15 protein-coding genes are annotated in these 14,743 nt (G+C 74.1%); 9 read left to right on the forward strand and 6 right to left on the reverse strand.

Annotated elements, in window-relative coordinates; genetic code table 11:
• Positions 1–7: 7 nt before the first annotated feature.
• Positions 8–595, reverse strand: a complete 588-nt coding sequence (locus J5Y04_RS08825) for a hypothetical protein (protein WP_209411293.1) — start codon at positions 593–595, stop codon at positions 8–10.
• Between the two features lie 157 nt (positions 596–752).
• Between J5Y04_RS08825 and J5Y04_RS08830 the strand changes: the two genes are divergently transcribed.
• From J5Y04_RS08830 to J5Y04_RS08850, 5 genes are all read left to right on the forward strand, one after another.
• Positions 753–1,964, forward strand: a complete 1,212-nt coding sequence (locus J5Y04_RS08830) for a sensor histidine kinase (RefSeq protein WP_209411294.1) — start codon at positions 753–755, stop codon at positions 1,962–1,964.
• A complete protein-coding gene (locus J5Y04_RS08835; RefSeq protein ID WP_209411295.1) occupies positions 1,961–2,611 on the forward strand; it encodes a response regulator transcription factor in 651 nt (216 codons plus the stop codon). The genes J5Y04_RS08830 and J5Y04_RS08835 overlap by 4 nt, the downstream gene beginning before the upstream one ends.
• Positions 2,612–2,786: 175 nt before the next feature.
• Positions 2,787–3,656: a 3-hydroxyacyl-CoA dehydrogenase family protein gene (locus J5Y04_RS08840; protein ID WP_209411296.1), complete on the forward strand. Its 870-nt coding sequence runs from the start codon at positions 2,787–2,789 to the stop codon at positions 3,654–3,656.
• A 371-nt stretch (positions 3,657–4,027) separates the two neighbouring features.
• Positions 4,028–4,372, forward strand: coding sequence for an STAS domain-containing protein (locus tag J5Y04_RS08845; protein ID WP_148642903.1), 345 nt, complete (start codon positions 4,028–4,030; stop codon positions 4,370–4,372).
• Positions 4,373–4,552: 180 nt separating this feature from the next.
• Positions 4,553–6,934, forward strand: a complete 2,382-nt coding sequence (locus J5Y04_RS08850) for an ATP-binding protein (protein ID WP_209411297.1) — start codon at positions 4,553–4,555, stop codon at positions 6,932–6,934.
• Between the two features lie 51 nt (positions 6,935–6,985).
• On the opposite strand, the gene nucS is transcribed toward J5Y04_RS08850, so the two are convergent.
• Entirely contained in the window at positions 6,986–7,645 is a 660-nt protein-coding gene (gene nucS / locus J5Y04_RS08855; RefSeq protein ID WP_209411298.1) for an endonuclease NucS, read from the reverse strand.
• A gap of 486 nt (positions 7,646–8,131) precedes the next feature.
• On the opposite strand from nucS, the gene J5Y04_RS08860 reads away from it, so the two are divergent.
• Positions 8,132–8,524 carry an SCO5389 family protein gene (locus J5Y04_RS08860; protein WP_148642900.1) on the forward strand — a complete coding sequence of 131 codons (393 nt, stop codon included), beginning with the start codon at positions 8,132–8,134 and terminating at the stop codon, positions 8,522–8,524.
• A 103-nt stretch (positions 8,525–8,627) separates the two neighbouring features.
• On the opposite strand, the gene J5Y04_RS08865 is transcribed toward J5Y04_RS08860, so the two are convergent.
• The gene (locus J5Y04_RS08865; protein ID WP_209411521.1) at positions 8,628–9,776 is read right to left on the reverse strand and encodes an LLM class flavin-dependent oxidoreductase; all 1,149 of its coding nucleotides are present in this window, start codon (positions 9,774–9,776) and stop codon (positions 8,628–8,630) included.
• Positions 9,777–10,163: 387 nt separating this feature from the next.
• Here J5Y04_RS08865 and J5Y04_RS08870 point away from each other — a divergent pair, with 387 nt between their 5' ends.
• Positions 10,164–10,490: an ATP/GTP-binding protein gene (locus J5Y04_RS08870; protein ID WP_209411300.1), complete on the forward strand. Its 327-nt coding sequence runs from the start codon at positions 10,164–10,166 to the stop codon at positions 10,488–10,490.
• A 26-nt stretch (positions 10,491–10,516) separates the two neighbouring features.
• Here J5Y04_RS08870 and J5Y04_RS08875 read toward each other — a convergent pair whose 3' ends face one another.
• Together J5Y04_RS08875 and J5Y04_RS08880 are read right to left on the reverse strand one after the other, a co-directional pair.
• A complete protein-coding gene (locus J5Y04_RS08875) occupies positions 10,517–11,284 on the reverse strand; it encodes an ABC transporter permease subunit (RefSeq protein WP_209411301.1) in 768 nt (255 codons plus the stop codon).
• A gap of 1 nt (position 11,285) precedes the next feature.
• A complete protein-coding gene (locus tag J5Y04_RS08880) occupies positions 11,286–12,290 on the reverse strand; it encodes an ABC transporter ATP-binding protein (protein ID WP_209411303.1) in 1,005 nt (334 codons plus the stop codon).
• 92 nt (positions 12,291–12,382) lie between these two features.
• Here J5Y04_RS08880 and J5Y04_RS08885 point away from each other — a divergent pair, with 92 nt between their 5' ends.
• Together J5Y04_RS08885 and J5Y04_RS08890 are read left to right on the forward strand one after the other, a co-directional pair.
• Positions 12,383–13,177 (forward strand): alpha/beta fold hydrolase, encoded by a 795-nt coding sequence (locus J5Y04_RS08885; RefSeq protein WP_209411305.1) that lies wholly within the window; start codon positions 12,383–12,385, stop codon positions 13,175–13,177.
• Entirely contained in the window at positions 13,174–13,494 is a 321-nt protein-coding gene (locus tag J5Y04_RS08890) for a hypothetical protein (RefSeq protein WP_209411306.1), read from the forward strand. The genes J5Y04_RS08885 and J5Y04_RS08890 overlap by 4 nt, the downstream gene beginning before the upstream one ends.
• A 255-nt stretch (positions 13,495–13,749) precedes the next feature.
• Here the strand turns inward: J5Y04_RS08890 and J5Y04_RS08895 are convergent, their stop codons facing one another.
• Positions 13,750–14,679: a cellulose-binding protein gene (locus J5Y04_RS08895; protein WP_148642894.1), complete on the reverse strand. Its 930-nt coding sequence runs from the start codon at positions 14,677–14,679 to the stop codon at positions 13,750–13,752.
• Positions 14,680–14,743: the final 64 nt, after the last annotated feature.

Below are 14,743 nucleotides of genomic sequence, written 5' to 3' on the forward strand. Positions count from 1 at the left end.
CGGGGGCCTACTGCCGCGGGATCGTCCAGCCGACCACGCGGCCGTCCTCGACGATCGCGCCGGCCGGCGCCTCCTTCGGCCAGAGCGAGTAGCAGGCCGCCACGATCACGTTGATCGCTGCCGTGATGCCCAGCCGCGCGTACCAGCCGGTGAAGTCGGAGAAGTGCGCGGCGCCGGCGGAGAGCGGCACCAGGGCGGTGATCAGACCCAGCGTGATGGCGGCCGAGACCACCGTCCGCCCGCAGATCCGCCACTCGTGCCGGGTCCGCTCGGGGCCGTACTGGGGGGACCGCACCGGCTTGGGCCCGCCGGCGAAGCGGTACTGGAAGTGCCGGTCGGCCCAGCGGACCAGCGACGGCCCGTAGCCGATCGAGAAGCCCGCGTAGCCCGCGGCCAGCGCGTGCGTCCAGCTCGCGGTGGCGCCGCCGCGCAGGTCGAGCACGGTGAGGGCGAACAGGGTGAGGTCGACGACCGGCAGCCCGACCAGCAGCACGGTGCTCACCCGGCGCCACCGCAGCAGGTACCGGGTGGCCAGGCCGAGCCCGAGGAGGATCCAGAAGGCGGCCTCGGCGGCGAGGACGAGGGTGACGATCATGGTGGGCTCCGCGGCTCTCGGTGACCCCTCCAGCGTTCCCGACGAGCGCGCGGGCGTCGTCGTCGCCGGAGCCGAACCGGGCCTGCACCTTTCGATGTACGGGGGATCCTCCCCGCACCGGAGCCGCCGGCCCCGCCGGGGATGATCTGATGGGGCCGTGCGCAGACCCACACTCACCCCGCGGCAGGAGGACCGGGCGATCGCGCTCTTCGGGCTGCTCGGGGGGCTGCTGCTGATCGCCCTGAAGGTGTACGACGGTTCGGGTCACATCCCCCGCTGGATGGCCCTCCCGCCGCTGCTGGTGATGGCCTCGCTGGAGCTGGTCCGCCGGAACAGGCCGGTTCTCATCGCCACGGTCGGCGGGATCGCCTTCGCGGTCAGCATCTTCAGCGGGGCGCTCCTGGCGACCACCCTGATGTACACCGACCTGCTGTACGCCGCGGTGCTCTACGGCAGTCCGAGGATGTCGCGGGTGCTGCACCTGACCGGCGCCGGCTCGGTGCTGGTGCTCTCGACCCTGGTGCTGGTCTTCAGCGACGCCCCGACGGCGGTGGCCGTCGTGGTGCTGACCACGCTGGTCTACCTGGCGCCGGTGTGGACCGGGGACATCGTGCGCAAGCACCGTCAGGAGGCGGAGACCCAGCGGCTGCGGGCCGAACAGACCGCGCTGCTCTCCGAGCTGGACCGGCGCGAGGCGGTCGTCGCCGAACGGGCCAGGATGGCGCGGGAGTTGCACGACGTGGTGGCCAACCACCTGTCGGCGATCGCGATCCACGCCACCGGCGCCCAGTCGGTGGCCCGCCGCCAGCGGCGGTCGGAGGACGACCCGCTGGTGGAGGTGCTGGCGGTGATCCGGGAGAACAGCGTCCAGGGGCTGGCCGAAATGCGCCGGATGATCGGCCTGTTGCGGGACAGCGGCGGGGGAGAGGCCGACGAGTCGTACGCCGCGCCCGACCTGGGCGCGGTCGACGCGCTGCTCGCCCAGGCGCGCGCGGCCGGGCAGGACGTCGGGCTGGACTTCGAGTTCACCGAGAGCGGCGACCGCGGGGAGCTGCCGGTGCCGGTCGGCCTGGCGGCGTACCGGATCGTCCAGGAGTCGCTGACCAACGCGCTCAAGCACGCCGGCCCGGGCCGCGTCCGGGTGCTGCTGGAGTACTGCCCCCAGGAGGTGCGGATCGCGGTGGAGAGCCCGTACCGCACCGGGGCCGGCCAGGCCCTGCCGGGGGCCCGGGCGGGCATGGTGGGCATGCGGGAGCGGGCCGCGCTGCTGGGCGGCGACTTCACGGCCGGGCCGGAGGGGGAGTTCTGGGCCGTGCGCGCGGTGCTGCCGCGGGCCCTGGTGACCGAGGCGGGAGAGGGACGGGCATGACGATCAGGGTGCTGGTGGCGGAGGACCAGGCGGCGGTCAGGGCCGCGCTGGTGATGATCCTGCGGGCGGAGCCGGACCTGGAGGTGGTCGGGCAGGCCGCGGACGGCGAGGAGGCGGTGCGGCTGGCCCTGGAGCTGCGGCCCGACGTCGTCCTGATGGACGTCCAGATGCCCCGGCTGGACGGCGTCTCGGCGACCCGCCAGGTGGTGGCCGCCGGGGCCGCCCAGGTGCTCGTGCTGACCACCTTCGACCTGGACGAGTACGTCTACGGTGCGCTGCGGGCCGGCGCGGCCGGGTTCCTGCTGAAGGACCTGGAGGCGGACACCCTGGTCGAGGGCATCCGCACGGTGGCGCGCGGGGACGGCATGCTGGCGCCCTCGGTGACCAGGCGGCTGATCGGCTCCTTCGCGCGCCCGGAGCGGACCGTCGGGCCGGACGTCCGGACGGCGGTGGCCGGGCTCACCCCGCGCGAGCGGGAGGTGCTGGCCTGCCTCGGGGCCGGGCTCTCCAACGGCGAGATCGCCGGGCGGCTGGAGATGGCGGAGGCGACCACCAAGACCCACGTCAGCCGGATCCTCGCCAAGCTGCGGCTGCGCAGCCGGGTGCAGGCGGCGATCCTGGCCCAGGACCTCGGCATCACCCTCTGACCACCCGGTCCGCCCGGCCGGTTCGGTCGCAGATCACACTCTCGGATGGCACCACGGGCGCGTGAAGGGCATTAGAGTCCGGCGCAGAGCGACGCGGCTCAAGCGGGTGACCCCTGCCCTGAGCCGCCTTCAGGGCCCGCCCGCCGGGCGGCGACGGCATCCGGGAGACCAAGCCATGAGCAACGCGTCCAGCCAGCAGATCGCCGTGATCGGCGCCGGCCTGATGGGGGCCGGCATCGCCCAGGTCTCCGCCCAGGCGGGGCACCCGGTGGTGCTGCGGGACGTCACCGAGGAGGCGCTGCAGCGCGGGCTCGCGGGCATCCGCGCCTCGTACGAGAAGTTCGTCTCCAAGGGCCGGCTGACCGCCGAGGACGCCGAGGCGGCGCTCGGCCGGATCACCACCACCACCGACCTGGGCGCGGTCGCCGAGGCCGACATCGTGGTCGAGGCGGTCTTCGAGCAGCTGGACGTCAAGGAGGGCGTCTTCCGCGAGCTCGACAAGATCGCCAAGGACGGCGCGGTGCTGGCCTCCAACACCTCCGCCATCCCGATCACCCGGATCGCGGCCGCCACCGGCCGCCCCGAGTCGGTCGTCGGCGTGCACTTCTTCTCGCCGGTGCCGCTGATGAAGCTGGTCGAGCTGGTCCGCGGCTACAAGACCAGCGACGAGACCCTGGCCACCGCCCGCGCCTTCGCCGAGGGCGTCGGAAAGGACGTCGTCGTGGTCAACCGCGACGTGGCCGGCTTCGTCACCACCCGCCTGATCACCGCGCTGGTCGTCGAGGCCGCCAAGCTCTACGAGTCGGGCGTCGCCACCGCCGAGGACATCGACACCGCCTGCCGGCTCGGTTTCGGCCACCCGATGGGCCCGCTGGAGACCGCCGACCTGACCGGCGTCGACATCCTGCTGCACGCCGCCCGGAACATCTACGACGAGACCCAGGACGAGAAGTTCGCCGCGCCGGAGATCATGGCGCGCATGGTGACCGCCGGTGACCTGGGCCGCAAGAGCGGCCGGGGCTTCTACCCGTACCCGGGCAAGTGACCCACGAAGGCGTGTGACCAGGCGGGCCGTGCGATCGGAGCATCGTACGGCCCGCCGCGCCGGGGGCGGGTGAGTTTCCTCACGCCGGGTGCCGCAGACGGGTGATTTGGGCGGTAATCGAGCGTAGGTATGGAGAGTTCCTGCGTATATTCCCTCGGACGAGTGAAGTTGCTTCAGATCTGGCCGGAACCAGCAACCTGCGGACCTGGTTCACCGTCAGATGAGGGGGAGCCCGGCCCACGCTGACGTTGCTGCGGCCGGGCCCGGGCGCGGGGCTTCAGGCCCGCCCGGATGGACACCCGCTCCCGGGCCCGGCGCGGCCGGGGCGGGACGAACCCGCACCAGTGACCCGCCAGGCGGAGGAGGAGACCATGCGCATCACGGGCGACCACGCGGCGCTGGCCATCGAAGGCCGCCTCGACGTGCGCACCGCCGCCGACGCGCGGGTCCGGCTGCACCAGGCCGTCGACGGCGGGCGGGGCGACCTCGTCCTCGACCTCGCCCGGCTGGAGTTCTGGGACGCCACCGGCCTCGGCGTGATCATGGGAACGCACCGGCGGGCCGGCCGGATCGGCCGCCGGCTGGTGCTGCGCTCCGTTCCCGCCCAGCTCCAGCGGCTGCTGGTGGCCACCCGGCTGCACCGCATCCTCGCCGTCGAGGGCGTCGTCGCCGAGCCCCGCGGAGCCACCCTGCCCGTCCTCGGGCCCGCGCTCTGACCCACCGTTCCCCGTCGTGGGGTGGGTCCGCGCTGCGCGCGCGGAGGCGGATGTGCAAGAGTCTGCCGTCAGAAACACGGCCGTCGGGCCCGGTTCCGGCTCGTCCGGACCATGGCCGGGGGGATCCCAGCCCGGGCGCGGCCGTGCGAAGTCGTCGGCAGAGCAGGGGCGGAGCAGATCGTGGGACAGCCATCCGGGGAGTTCCGGCAGGAGGCCGTTCGCACCCGGGGTGGTGAACTGGTCTCCGGCGGCCTGTTGGTGACCGTCGGCACCCCTGACGGCTCCGAGGTGCGCCCCTGTCCCGAGGAGTGGCGGCCCCGACCCCGCCGGATCGAGCGCACCGAACCCGCGCGCGGGCCCGTCGGCGGCCCGGGTCGCGCGGTCGGCCCGCTCGCCCTCGGCGCCGGGCCCGCGGACCTCCCGCTGCTCGACCGCGAGGCCGACATCGCCCAACTGCTCGGCCTGCTCGCCGAGGGCCGCTCGATACGTCTGGTCGGCCAGGCCGGCTCCGGGCGCAGCGCCCTGCTGTCGGCCGTCGCCGAAGCGGCCGGCGACCTCGCCCCCGGCGGCGTCGTCCAGCTCTGCGGCCACCGCCGCACCGCGGCCGACCTCCTCCAGGACCTCTTCGCCGCCACCCACCAGGCTCCCGGCTTCCGCCCCGACCCCGGGCAGCTCGCCGAGCACCTCGGCCGGGTCGGCGCGATCGTGGTGATCGACGAGGTCGAGCCGGCCGGCCCCGAGCTGGAGGACCTGCTCGCCGCCGCCCCCGACTGCGCCTTCCTGATCTCCGTCGCCCCCGACAGCCCGCCGCTGCCCGCCGACTCCCGGCTCCGGGACCACCTCGTCGCCGGCCTCTCCCGCCCCGCCTCGCTCGCCCTCGCGGCCCGGCTGGCCGGCCGCCCGCTCGACGCCGCCGAGAAGGCCTGGGCCGTCGACCTCTGGTTCGAGTCCGAGGGGCTGCCGCTGCGCTTCGTCCAGGCCGCCGCGCTGCTGCGGCAGCGGGACGTTGCGGTGGACGCGCTGGTGGCCGCCGAGGAGGACCGCCTCGGCGTCTTCGGCGCCGTCGAGGAGCCCTCGCACGACCCCGACCCGGCGGTCCGCGAGGCCGAGCTGCGCGGGACCGTGCCGCTGCCGTCCGTCGCCGAGAGCGCCTCGCCCGCCGTCCGGCTCGCCGAGGGCCTGAGCGAGCCCGCCCAGGCCGTGCTGCGGCTCGCCGTGGCGCTCGGCGGCGAGTGCCCGACCGCCCCGCACCTGCCGGCGCTGATCGACGTCGGCCAGGGCGAGAGCGCCCTGCACGAACTCGCCGACGCCGGGCTCGCGGTGTCCATCGGCGGTCACCACCGGCTCACCGCGGGCGCGCTCGACCTGCTGGCCCCGCAGTGGCCGGCCCGCGGCAGCATCGACGGCGCCGCCCAGCACTTCGCCTGGTGGGTCGGGCACAGCTCGGTCTCCACCGAGCAGATCGCGGCCGAGGCCGAGGTGGTGCTCGGCGTGCTGCTGGCCGACCGGACCGCCGGCCGGCACGCCTCCGTCGTCCGGCTGGCCAGGGCCGCCGCCCCGGCGCTGGCCCTGGCGCTGCGCTGGGGGGCCTGGGAGCGTGCCCTGCTGCTCGGCCTGGAGGCCGCACGGCAGACCGGCTCGCGGGCCGACGAGGCCTGGTTCCACCACGAGTTGGGCGTGTACGCGATCTGCGTCCAGCAGTCCGGCCGGGCGATCGCCGAACTGGAGTCCGCGCTGACCCTGCGGGCCGCGCTCGGCGAACCGCGCGGGGCGGCCGGCGCCCGCCGGATGCTCGACCTGCTGCGCGCCGACGGCCGGCAGCTGCCCGCCGCGGCAGCCGGTCCGGCGCCCGTGCGCCGGCCCGTCATCCGGGCGATCGCCCAGGTGCCGTGGCGGTTCCGGACCACCCCCGGCACGGGACCCAACCGCCGCACGGTCGTCGCCGCCTCGGCGGCGGTGCTCGCGCTCGGCGTGCTCGGCACGGCGGTCGCGATGAGCGTCGCCGGCCCGGACGAGCACCGGAGCACCGACCCGCACAGCAGGTCCGACGACGGCACCGGTGTGCCCGCGGGCCTGCCGACGCCCCGGCCGAGCGTCAGCCCGTCGGCGACGGCCACGGGCGGCACTGAGAGCCCGGACGGCTCCCCGGAGGCGGCCGGGACCGCCCCGGAGCCCTCGTCGAGCAGCAGCGGGGCGTCGCACTCGCCGTCCGCGTCGAAGAAGCCGAGCAAGTCGCCGAGCGCCGGTGAGTCCGCCTCGCAGCCGCCGTCCCCGAACCAGTCGCAGCCCCCGGCGGGCGGCGCGGGTGGTGGCGCGGGCGGCGGTGCGGGCGGCGGTGCGGGCGGTAACCCGCCGCCGGCCGGTTCGGGTGGCGGCTCCGGGTCGGGATCCGGGTCGGGCTCGGGTGGTTCCAACGGGGGCGCGGCGGCCGGCGGATCCTCCGGGGGCACCACGCCGACCCCCTCGCCGTCCACGACGGCCACCCACTCCTCGCCTCCCGGCACGCCCTCGCCGACCCCGACGCCGACGGGCTCGGCGACCACGACGCCGCCCGTGCCTTAGGGCGCAGACGGCGTGGTCACCGCTCCCCGGAGGCCCGGGGAGCGGTGCGGGTCAGAACAGCTTCAGCTTGTCGTCGTCGATGCCGCGCAGCTCGTCGTAGTCGAGCACCACGCAGCCGATGCCCCGGTCGGTGGCCAGGACGCGGGCCTGGGGCTTGATCTCCTGCGCGGCGAAGACGCCCTTCACCGGGGCGAGCAGCGGGTCCCGGTTGAGCAGTTCCAGGTAGCGGGTGAGCTGCTCGACGCCGTCGATCTCGCCGCGGCGCTTGATCTCGACGGCGACCGTCGCGCCGTCGGAGTCGCGGCAGAGGATGTCGACCGGGCCGATCGCGGTCGGGTACTCGCGGCGGATCAGGGACCAGCCGGCGCCGAGCACCTCCATCCGGTCCGCCAGCAGCTCCTGGAGGTGTGCCTCGACACCGTCCTTGATCAGGCCGGGGTCGACGCCGAGCTCGTGGGAGGAGTCGTGCTGCACCTCCTCCAGTGTGATGATGAGCTTCTCGCCGGCCTTGTTCACCACCGTCCAGACCCCCTCGTCCTCCTTGAGGACGCACGGCGGGGACATCCAGTTGAGGGGCTTGTAGGCGCGGTCGTCGGCGTGGATGCTGACGCTGCCGTCGGCCTTGACCAGGATGAGCCTGGTGGCGGAGGGCAGATGGGCGGAGAGCCGACCGGCATAGTCGACTGAGCAGCGGGCAATTACGAGACGCACGGTCGACCACGCTAGCCCACCGGGGCCAGTTGATGCGATTCCGCGACGACCGGGTGAAGAATCCGCGAACCCCGCGAACATGGAGGTTCGGCGATCCGGCGAACGCCTGTCGGCCCCCTGGCGCCCACACCCCAAGGCCGCTACGGTGTGTGACGGCGTGCTCGCAGGAGCGCTGTCAACGGGGACGGAGACTTCAGATGAACGATCCAACGTGATCCGGCCAATCTGGTGCACCGGGGCGTATTTCCGGAGTAATCCGAAGGAATCACCGGCCGGGCCCTCCGTTGACTGCCACGCTGTTCTGAGCGGCCGGCGCCCCCGACACGTCCCTCGACACGTCCTCGGCGCCGACGCCTTCGCACGGTGCCGGAAACAGTCGTCCGACGGCGTTCCGGACATCACGCGCGATTCGCCCACCCTCACCCTCAGCTTGGACTACGCATCACCACCCGGGCGCCGCGCGGGTGGACCGCGAGAGGAGAATCCATGTCGCTCGACGTCTCACCGGCCCTGCTGGAGAAGGCCGAGCGGGGCGAGGTCGACGAGCGGGAATTCGTCGACTGCGTCCGCGTCTCCCTGCCGTACGCCTGGGAGCTGATCAGTTCGCTGGTCGCCCAGGCGAAGGTCGACGGCACCGACTTCGCAGACAACCACGTACCGCCGCCCAGCGAGCAGGCCCGCGGCCAGCTCCTCCGGGCCCTCGCCAGCGACGCCATCCGGGGTGCGCTGCAGCGCCACTTCGGTGTCCGGCTGGCCTTCCAGAACTGCCACCGGGTGGCGGTGTTCCTGCCGTCGGGCCCCAACGAGGCGCGGTTCGAGCGCTTCACGTCCGTCCGGGAGCAGCTGCTCAACCAGTCCGAGGAACTCCGGGACTGCTGACCCGTCGTCGGACAGCGTCTCCCCGGCGCCGGCACGCCACCGGGCCGCCCGCCCCCGCCGAGGGGGAGGGGCGGCCCGGGCCGTCCGCCGGCCGGAGGGGGTCTCAGCCCAGCTGCGGCAGTACCTCGGAGCCGAGCCGGGCGATGTTGTGCAGGGTGGCCTCGCGGTCGCCGCTGCCCTCGGCGAGGAGGGCGAAGCGGCGGATTCCGGTCCGCTCGGCGGTGGCCAGCAGCCGGTCCGCGCACTGCTTCGGCGTGCCCACCGCGTGCAGGTCGCAGAGGAGTTCGGTGTACTGGTGCGGGTCGCGCATCTTGCGCTCCCGGCCGTCCACCGTGCGGTGCGCGCCGAGCCCGTACTCGAACCAGCCGGGCATCGCCCGCAGCAGGGTGGCCCGGGCCTCCGCGGTGCGGTCGTCCACCTGTGCCACGCCGGCCGCGACGTGCTGGCGGGTCACCCGGCGCAGCTGCTCCTCGCCGCGCCCCGCGGCCAGCCAGGCCGCCCGGTAGAGCTCCAGCATCCGGAGCTTGTCGTCGTCGCCGGAGTGCATGCCGAGCAGCATCGGCAGCCCGCGTTCGGCGGCCAGCCGCACCCCGCCGGGCGAGGTGCAGGCGACCACGACCGGCGGGCCGGCCACCGGCCGCCCCGCGGGGTTGAGTTCGTCACCTGCCCCGTCGGCGTCCTTGCGCTGACGGGGGAAGCGCAGCAGCCCGGACTGGTCGCCGAGGCCGAGCCAGGTGCCGAGTTCGGGCGTGCGCGCGGGCTCGCTCGCGCGTGGCACCACGGCCACCTCCGGGAAGCTGAACTGCGGGCCGTCCGCGCCGACCCGGGAGCCGCGCAGCCACCGCAGCAGCAGGTCGAGCCGCTCGGGGAAGCCCTGCTCGAAGGCGTCCACGCCGCTGCCGAACACCTCCAGGTCGATCCAGGGCCCGCCGCGGCCGACCCCGAGCGTGAACCGCCCGCCCGAGGTGAGGTGCAGCAGCGCGGCCTGCTCGCCGAGGGCCACCGGGTGGGCGGTGGAGAGCACGCTGACCGCCGTGCCGACGCCGATCCGGCGGGTGCGGCCGAGCAGCATCGCGGCGAGGGTGGCGGCGTTCGGACAGACGCCGTACGGGACGAAGTGGTGTTCGGCCAGCCAGACGCTGTCCAGGCCCGCCCGCTCGGCCTCCACGGCGGCCCGGACGGTACGGTCCAGGGCCTCGGCGTGGGTCTGCCCGGGGAACTGCGCCGAGAGCAGGAAGGCGCCGACCCGCACCGGCGCGGTCTCCGCGGGCAGCGAGCCGGACGGCGTCGCGGCGGGCAGCGGAGTGCCCGCGGCGGCGGTCACGGGGCCGGCGGCGGCCAGTGCCCGGGCGGGCTCCGGGGTCCGGATCCCGGCGGGCCGGCGGGTCTCGGCTCGGGCGCTGGTCTTGGTCATCCTTGGGCCTCCTCGGGTGCGCGCAGGGTTTGCGGGCCCCGCCTGTCCCCCATGTGAGTAACCGATGTCATGTGCCAATGGCACGCCGAACCACGAATTTCGCGGAAGATCGGGTGGATATCACGGGAAACCCCGAAGCGCCGGACAGTGGCGTGATAGGGGAGCTGGGGATGAGTCGCACGGCCTACGCTGGAGGCCCGATCCCCCGTAGAGAGGTAGCCCGACGTGTCGCCCCGCCGCAACCGGATCAAGAGCGCCGCCGACCGCGAGCAGGCCGAGCCGGCCGCCGCCCCGCTCGGCGGCTCGCTGCGCCGCACCGAGAGCTACCAGGGTGACGAATGGGTCGTGCAGACGGTGGCCGGCACGGCCGGGCGGTTCTACCGGTGCCCGGGCTGCGACCAGGAGATCCCGCCGGGCGTCGGACACGTGGTGGCCTGGCCGATGCACGGCGCCGGCGTGGACGACCGGCGTCACTGGCATCGCGCCTGCTGGGGCGCCAGGGAGCGCCGCGCCTCCAACCTCCAGCGCGGCCGCGGCGCCCCCCGGTACTGAGGGGCGCCGCGGACGCGCGGCGCGGGTCAGGCGTCGCGGTTCTTCAGGACCATCGCCCCGCCGACCAGGGCGGCCAGGGTCCAGGTCAGGCAGATGCCGAAGCCGGCCCAGGGGCCGTACGGCTGGCCGTGCTGCTCGTACACCAGGAGCATCCGCGAGCCCGCGTAGTCCGGGAAGTAGTGCGCCAGCGTCTTGACCTTCGGCACCGCGGAGAGGATCGGCGAGAGCAGGAAGAAGAACGGCACCAGCACGCCGAGCGCCAGCGTCTGGTTGTGCAGCATCGCGGTGACGCCGGCCGAGAAGAGGCAGAGCATCGTCAGGTAGAGCGCGGCGCCGAACACCGCACGCAGCACGTGCGGTTCGGAGATGCCGGTGGAGTGGTCGCCGAGCAGGGACTGGCCGACGAAGAACGTGACGAACGCGGTGACCAGGGACACCGCGAAGGCCAGTGCGCCGAGCACCACCGCCTTTCCGGTCAGCAGCGTGCCGCGTTGGGGGACGGCCGCCAGGGAGACCCTGATCATCCCGCTGCTGTACTCGTTGCCGACGGCGAGCACGCCGAAGACGATGATGGCCAGTTCGCCCAGCATGATGCCGGAGAACGCCGTCCCGGTGGCGTCGAACGGGGTGTCCTCGTTGCCGCGGAACTCGTTGAAGTTGTTGTTGGTGAGCAGGGAGAGCAGGGCTCCGACACCGAGGGTGACGACGAAGGCCAGGGCGAGCGTCCAGACCGTCGAGCGGACGCTGCGGATCTTCGTCCACTCGGAGCGCAGGACCGCCGGGAAGGACGCCATCTCAGTTCTCCTCCGTGCCGCTGGCCGCCGGCTGCCGAGCCGAGCCGCCCTGCCAGGTGGCGCCCCAGGCACCGGGTGCGCCGGCCGCGTCGCGGCCCTCGCCGGCCCCGGCGTGGTACTCCACCGAGTCGGCCGTCATCTGCATGAACGCCTCTTCCAGCGAGGCCTGTTGGGGGCTCAGCTCGTGCAGCACCACGCCGTGGGCGGCGGCCAGTTCCCCGAGCTCGGCGAGGTCGCCGTCGACCACCTCGTACGAGCCGTCCGGGCCGGGTTCGTGCCGGACCCCGGAGCGGGCCAGCACGTCCAGCAGCCGCTCGGGGTGCGGGGTGCGCAGCCGGACGGCGGAGCGCGAGTTGTGCCGGATGAACTCGGCCATCGGCATGTCGGCGAGCAGCCGGCCCTTGCCGATGACGACCAGATGGTCGGCGGTGACGGCCATCTCGCTCATCAGGTGGGAGGAGACGAAGACGGTACGGCCCTCGGCGGCGAGGCGCTTCATCAGGTTGCGGATCCAGAGGATGCCCTCCGGGTCGAGCCCGTTGACCGGCTCGTCGAACATGACGATCTCGGGGTCGCCGAGCAGGGCGGAGGCGATGCCGAGCCGCTGGCCCATGCCGAGCGAGAAGCCGCGGGCGCGCTTGCGGGCGACCGCGGTGAGGCCGACCAGGGCGAGGGCCTCGTCCACCCGGGAGGTGGGGATCCGGTTGCTCTGGGCGAGCCAGAGCAGGTGGTCGCGGGCGCTGCGGCCGGGGTGGACGGCCTTGGCCTCCAGCAGCGCGCCGATGTACTTGAGCGGCTCGCTGAGCTGCCCGTACCTCTTCCCGTCGATGGTGACGCGCCCGGCGGTGGGCCGGTCCAGGTCGAGGATCATGCGCATGGTGGTGGACTTGCCCGCGCCGTTGGGGCCGAGGAAGCCGGTGACCACGCCCTGCGGCACCTGGAAGCTCAGCCGGTCGACGGCGAGGGTCTTGCCGTAACGTTTCGTCAGGTCGTGCAACTCGATCATTCGCGCTCCCTTACTCTCCGTCAGGCTATGACAAAGCGGACAGGGTGGCCCGCTGAGTGGGCCCGCCGGGCGCACCGGAATACGGTGGGCCCATGACCCAGCCCCCCTCCGCAGTGTCGGTCCGCGAGAGCGGTACCGGAACACCCCTCGTGCTGTTGCACTCCTTCCCGCTCGACGCCTCGATGTGGTCCGCGCAACTGGACGCCCTGCCCGGGCCCACCGGCCACGGGGCCCGGGTGCTCGCCCCCGACCAGCGCGGCTTCGGCGGTACCGAGCTGGGCACCGACGAGCCCTCGCTGGACGCGCTCGCCGACGACGTCGCCCTGCTGCTGGACGCGGCCGGGATCGGGCGGGCGGTGCTCGTCGGCCTCTCGATGGGCGGCTACGTGGCGCTGGCGTTCGCCCGCCGCCACCCGGACCGGCTGGCCGGACTGCTGCTGGCCAACACCAAGGCCACCGCCGACACCGACGCGGCCCGGGCCAACCGGGAGCGGATCGCCGCCGCGGTGCTGGCCCGCGACAGCGTCCAGCTGCTGCTGGACGAGAAGGTGGCGGCCGGCCAGCTCGGGCCGGACTCCGGGCACCTGGTCGACCGGGTGCAGGGGATGATCGCCGCGGCGTCACCCGCGGCGGTGGCCTGGGCGCAGCGGGCGATGGCGGCCCGGCCGGAGACCCTGGACGTACTGGCCGGGCTGCGGGTGCCGACCGCGGTGGTGGCGGGGGCGCAGGACGGTCTGATCCCGCTCACGGAGGCCGAGCTGATGGTGCGGGCGAGCCCGGACGCCGAGCTGACCGTGCTCCCGGGCGTGGGCCACCTGAGCGCGCTGGAGGCACCGGAGGAGTTCAACGCCGCCGTCGGCCGGCTGCTGGAGCGGGTGGCCGGATGAGCGAGCGGAAGGCGGACCAGGGCAGTTGGGACTTCTCGGCGCTGGAGGTCACCGGCCGGATGCCCGTCACCAACCGCGGTGAGGGCCTGGTCGAGCTGACGCTGGAGCCGCTGGGCGAGGACTACTGGCTGAAGCCGGGGGAGACGTTCATCGTCACCTCGTACGGGGACTACGGCTCCGGGCACCCCTTCGAGGTGCAGTACTGGCCGGACTCGGTCTCGGTCTGGTGCACCTCGTGGTTCGGCACCGTCTCGGACGACGACGGCAACCAGCTGAGCTGTGGCCACCAGCGGCCGGACGGGGCCTACCCGCGCTGAACGCGCGAGGGCCTGCCGGCCGGCCGGAGGACCCGGGGCCCGTCCGGAGGCCGCCGGAGGGGGAGACCGGACCGGCCTTCCCCTCCGGGGTGGTTCAGCGGCCGAAGGAGACGGTGCCGGCCGGGCGCAGGAGCGGGCCGCCGGCCTGCGGTCTCCCGGGCCGGCCGCGACGGCGTCGAGGTCCGGCCGCCGGGTGCCGGCGGGACAGCACGACGGGCCCCCACCCCGGAGGGTGAGGGCCCGTCGTGCGCGGCGTCAGCGCGACTGCTGGGCGGGCACGCCCATGGTGTCGTCGTTCGGCAGCGACGCGGCGGCCACGGCCGCGCCGGTCAGCGTCGCCAGCATCTCGCGGACGTTGGTCAGCTGGGCGTTGATGCTGTCGCGGCGGTTGGTGAGCGCCGCCAGCTCGCGCTCGGATTCGCTGCGGATCCGGTCGGCCTTGGCGTTGGCGTCCGCCACGATGTCCTCGGACTGGCGCTGGGCCGTCTCGACGGTCTGGCGGGCCCGGCGCTCGGCGTCGGTGCGCAGCTTCTCGGCCTCCAGGCGCAGCTGCTCGGCCCGGTGCTCGATCTCGGCCAGGCGCTTCTCGGCCTTGGCCTGACGGGCGGCCAGGTCGCGCTCGGACTGCTCGCGGCGCTTGGCCAGGTTGGTCTCGAACTCCAGCGCGGCCTGGGCGGCCTTGGTGCGGGTCTCCTCGAAGAGGACGTCCGCCTCCTCACGCTTGTTCTGCGCGTCCTTGTTGGCCTCGGCGCGCAGCTGGGCGCTGTCGCTCTTGGCCTTGTCGACGATCCGCAGGCCCTCGTCCTCGGCCTTGGCCTTGCGGTCCTTGGCGTAGTTCTCGGCCTCGGTGCGGACCTGCTGGGCGGCGGCCTCGGCGAGCTCGCGGTGCTGCTCGGCGGCGCGGTGCGCCTCGTCGCGCAGGTCCTTGGCCTCCTCCTCGGCGAGCCGCAGGATCTTCTCGACGCGGGCGCCGAGACCGGCGTAGGAGGGCTCCGCCTCGGTGACCGCCGCCTGAGCGGTCTGGGTCTCCAGGTGGAGCTCCTCGATGCGCTTCTCCAGCGCGCTGATCCGGGTCAAGGCACTGTCACGGTCGGCCACCAGCTTGGTGATCCGCTCGTCGACCTGGGCGCGCTCGTACCCACGGCGCACCAGGTCGAAGCCGTGAGGGGAGTGACTGTCGCTCATGGGGTTCTGGGCTTCCTGTCGTCAAACCGCTGAGGTGGTTGAGGGAATCCTGACACGGTACCGG

It is taken from the genome of Kitasatospora sp. RG8 (assembly GCF_017813315.1).
Classification (GTDB): Bacteria; Actinomycetota; Actinomycetes; order Streptomycetales; family Streptomycetaceae; genus Kitasatospora.

Coding starts and splice junctions, on each gene's coding strand:
- J5Y04_RS08880 (WP_209411303.1), bottom strand. CDS start 12,290: ATGATCGAGTTGCACGACCTGACGAAACGTTACGGCAAGACCCTCGCC.
- J5Y04_RS08885 (WP_209411305.1), top strand. CDS start 12,383: ATGACCCAGCCCCCCTCCGCAGTGTCGGTCCGCGAGAGCGGTACCGGA.
- J5Y04_RS08825 (WP_209411293.1), bottom strand. CDS start 595: ATGATCGTCACCCTCGTCCTCGCCGCCGAGGCCGCCTTCTGGATCCTC.
- J5Y04_RS08845 (WP_148642903.1), top strand. CDS start 4,028: ATGCGCATCACGGGCGACCACGCGGCGCTGGCCATCGAAGGCCGCCTC.
- J5Y04_RS08875 (WP_209411301.1), bottom strand. CDS start 11,284: ATGGCGTCCTTCCCGGCGGTCCTGCGCTCCGAGTGGACGAAGATCCGC.
- J5Y04_RS08890 (WP_209411306.1), top strand. CDS start 13,174: ATGAGCGAGCGGAAGGCGGACCAGGGCAGTTGGGACTTCTCGGCGCTG.
- J5Y04_RS08840 (WP_209411296.1), top strand. CDS start 2,787: ATGAGCAACGCGTCCAGCCAGCAGATCGCCGTGATCGGCGCCGGCCTG.
- J5Y04_RS08860 (WP_148642900.1), top strand. CDS start 8,132: ATGTCGCTCGACGTCTCACCGGCCCTGCTGGAGAAGGCCGAGCGGGGC.
- J5Y04_RS08835 (WP_209411295.1), top strand. CDS start 1,961: ATGACGATCAGGGTGCTGGTGGCGGAGGACCAGGCGGCGGTCAGGGCC.
- J5Y04_RS08895 (WP_148642894.1), bottom strand. CDS start 14,679: ATGAGCGACAGTCACTCCCCTCACGGCTTCGACCTGGTGCGCCGTGGG.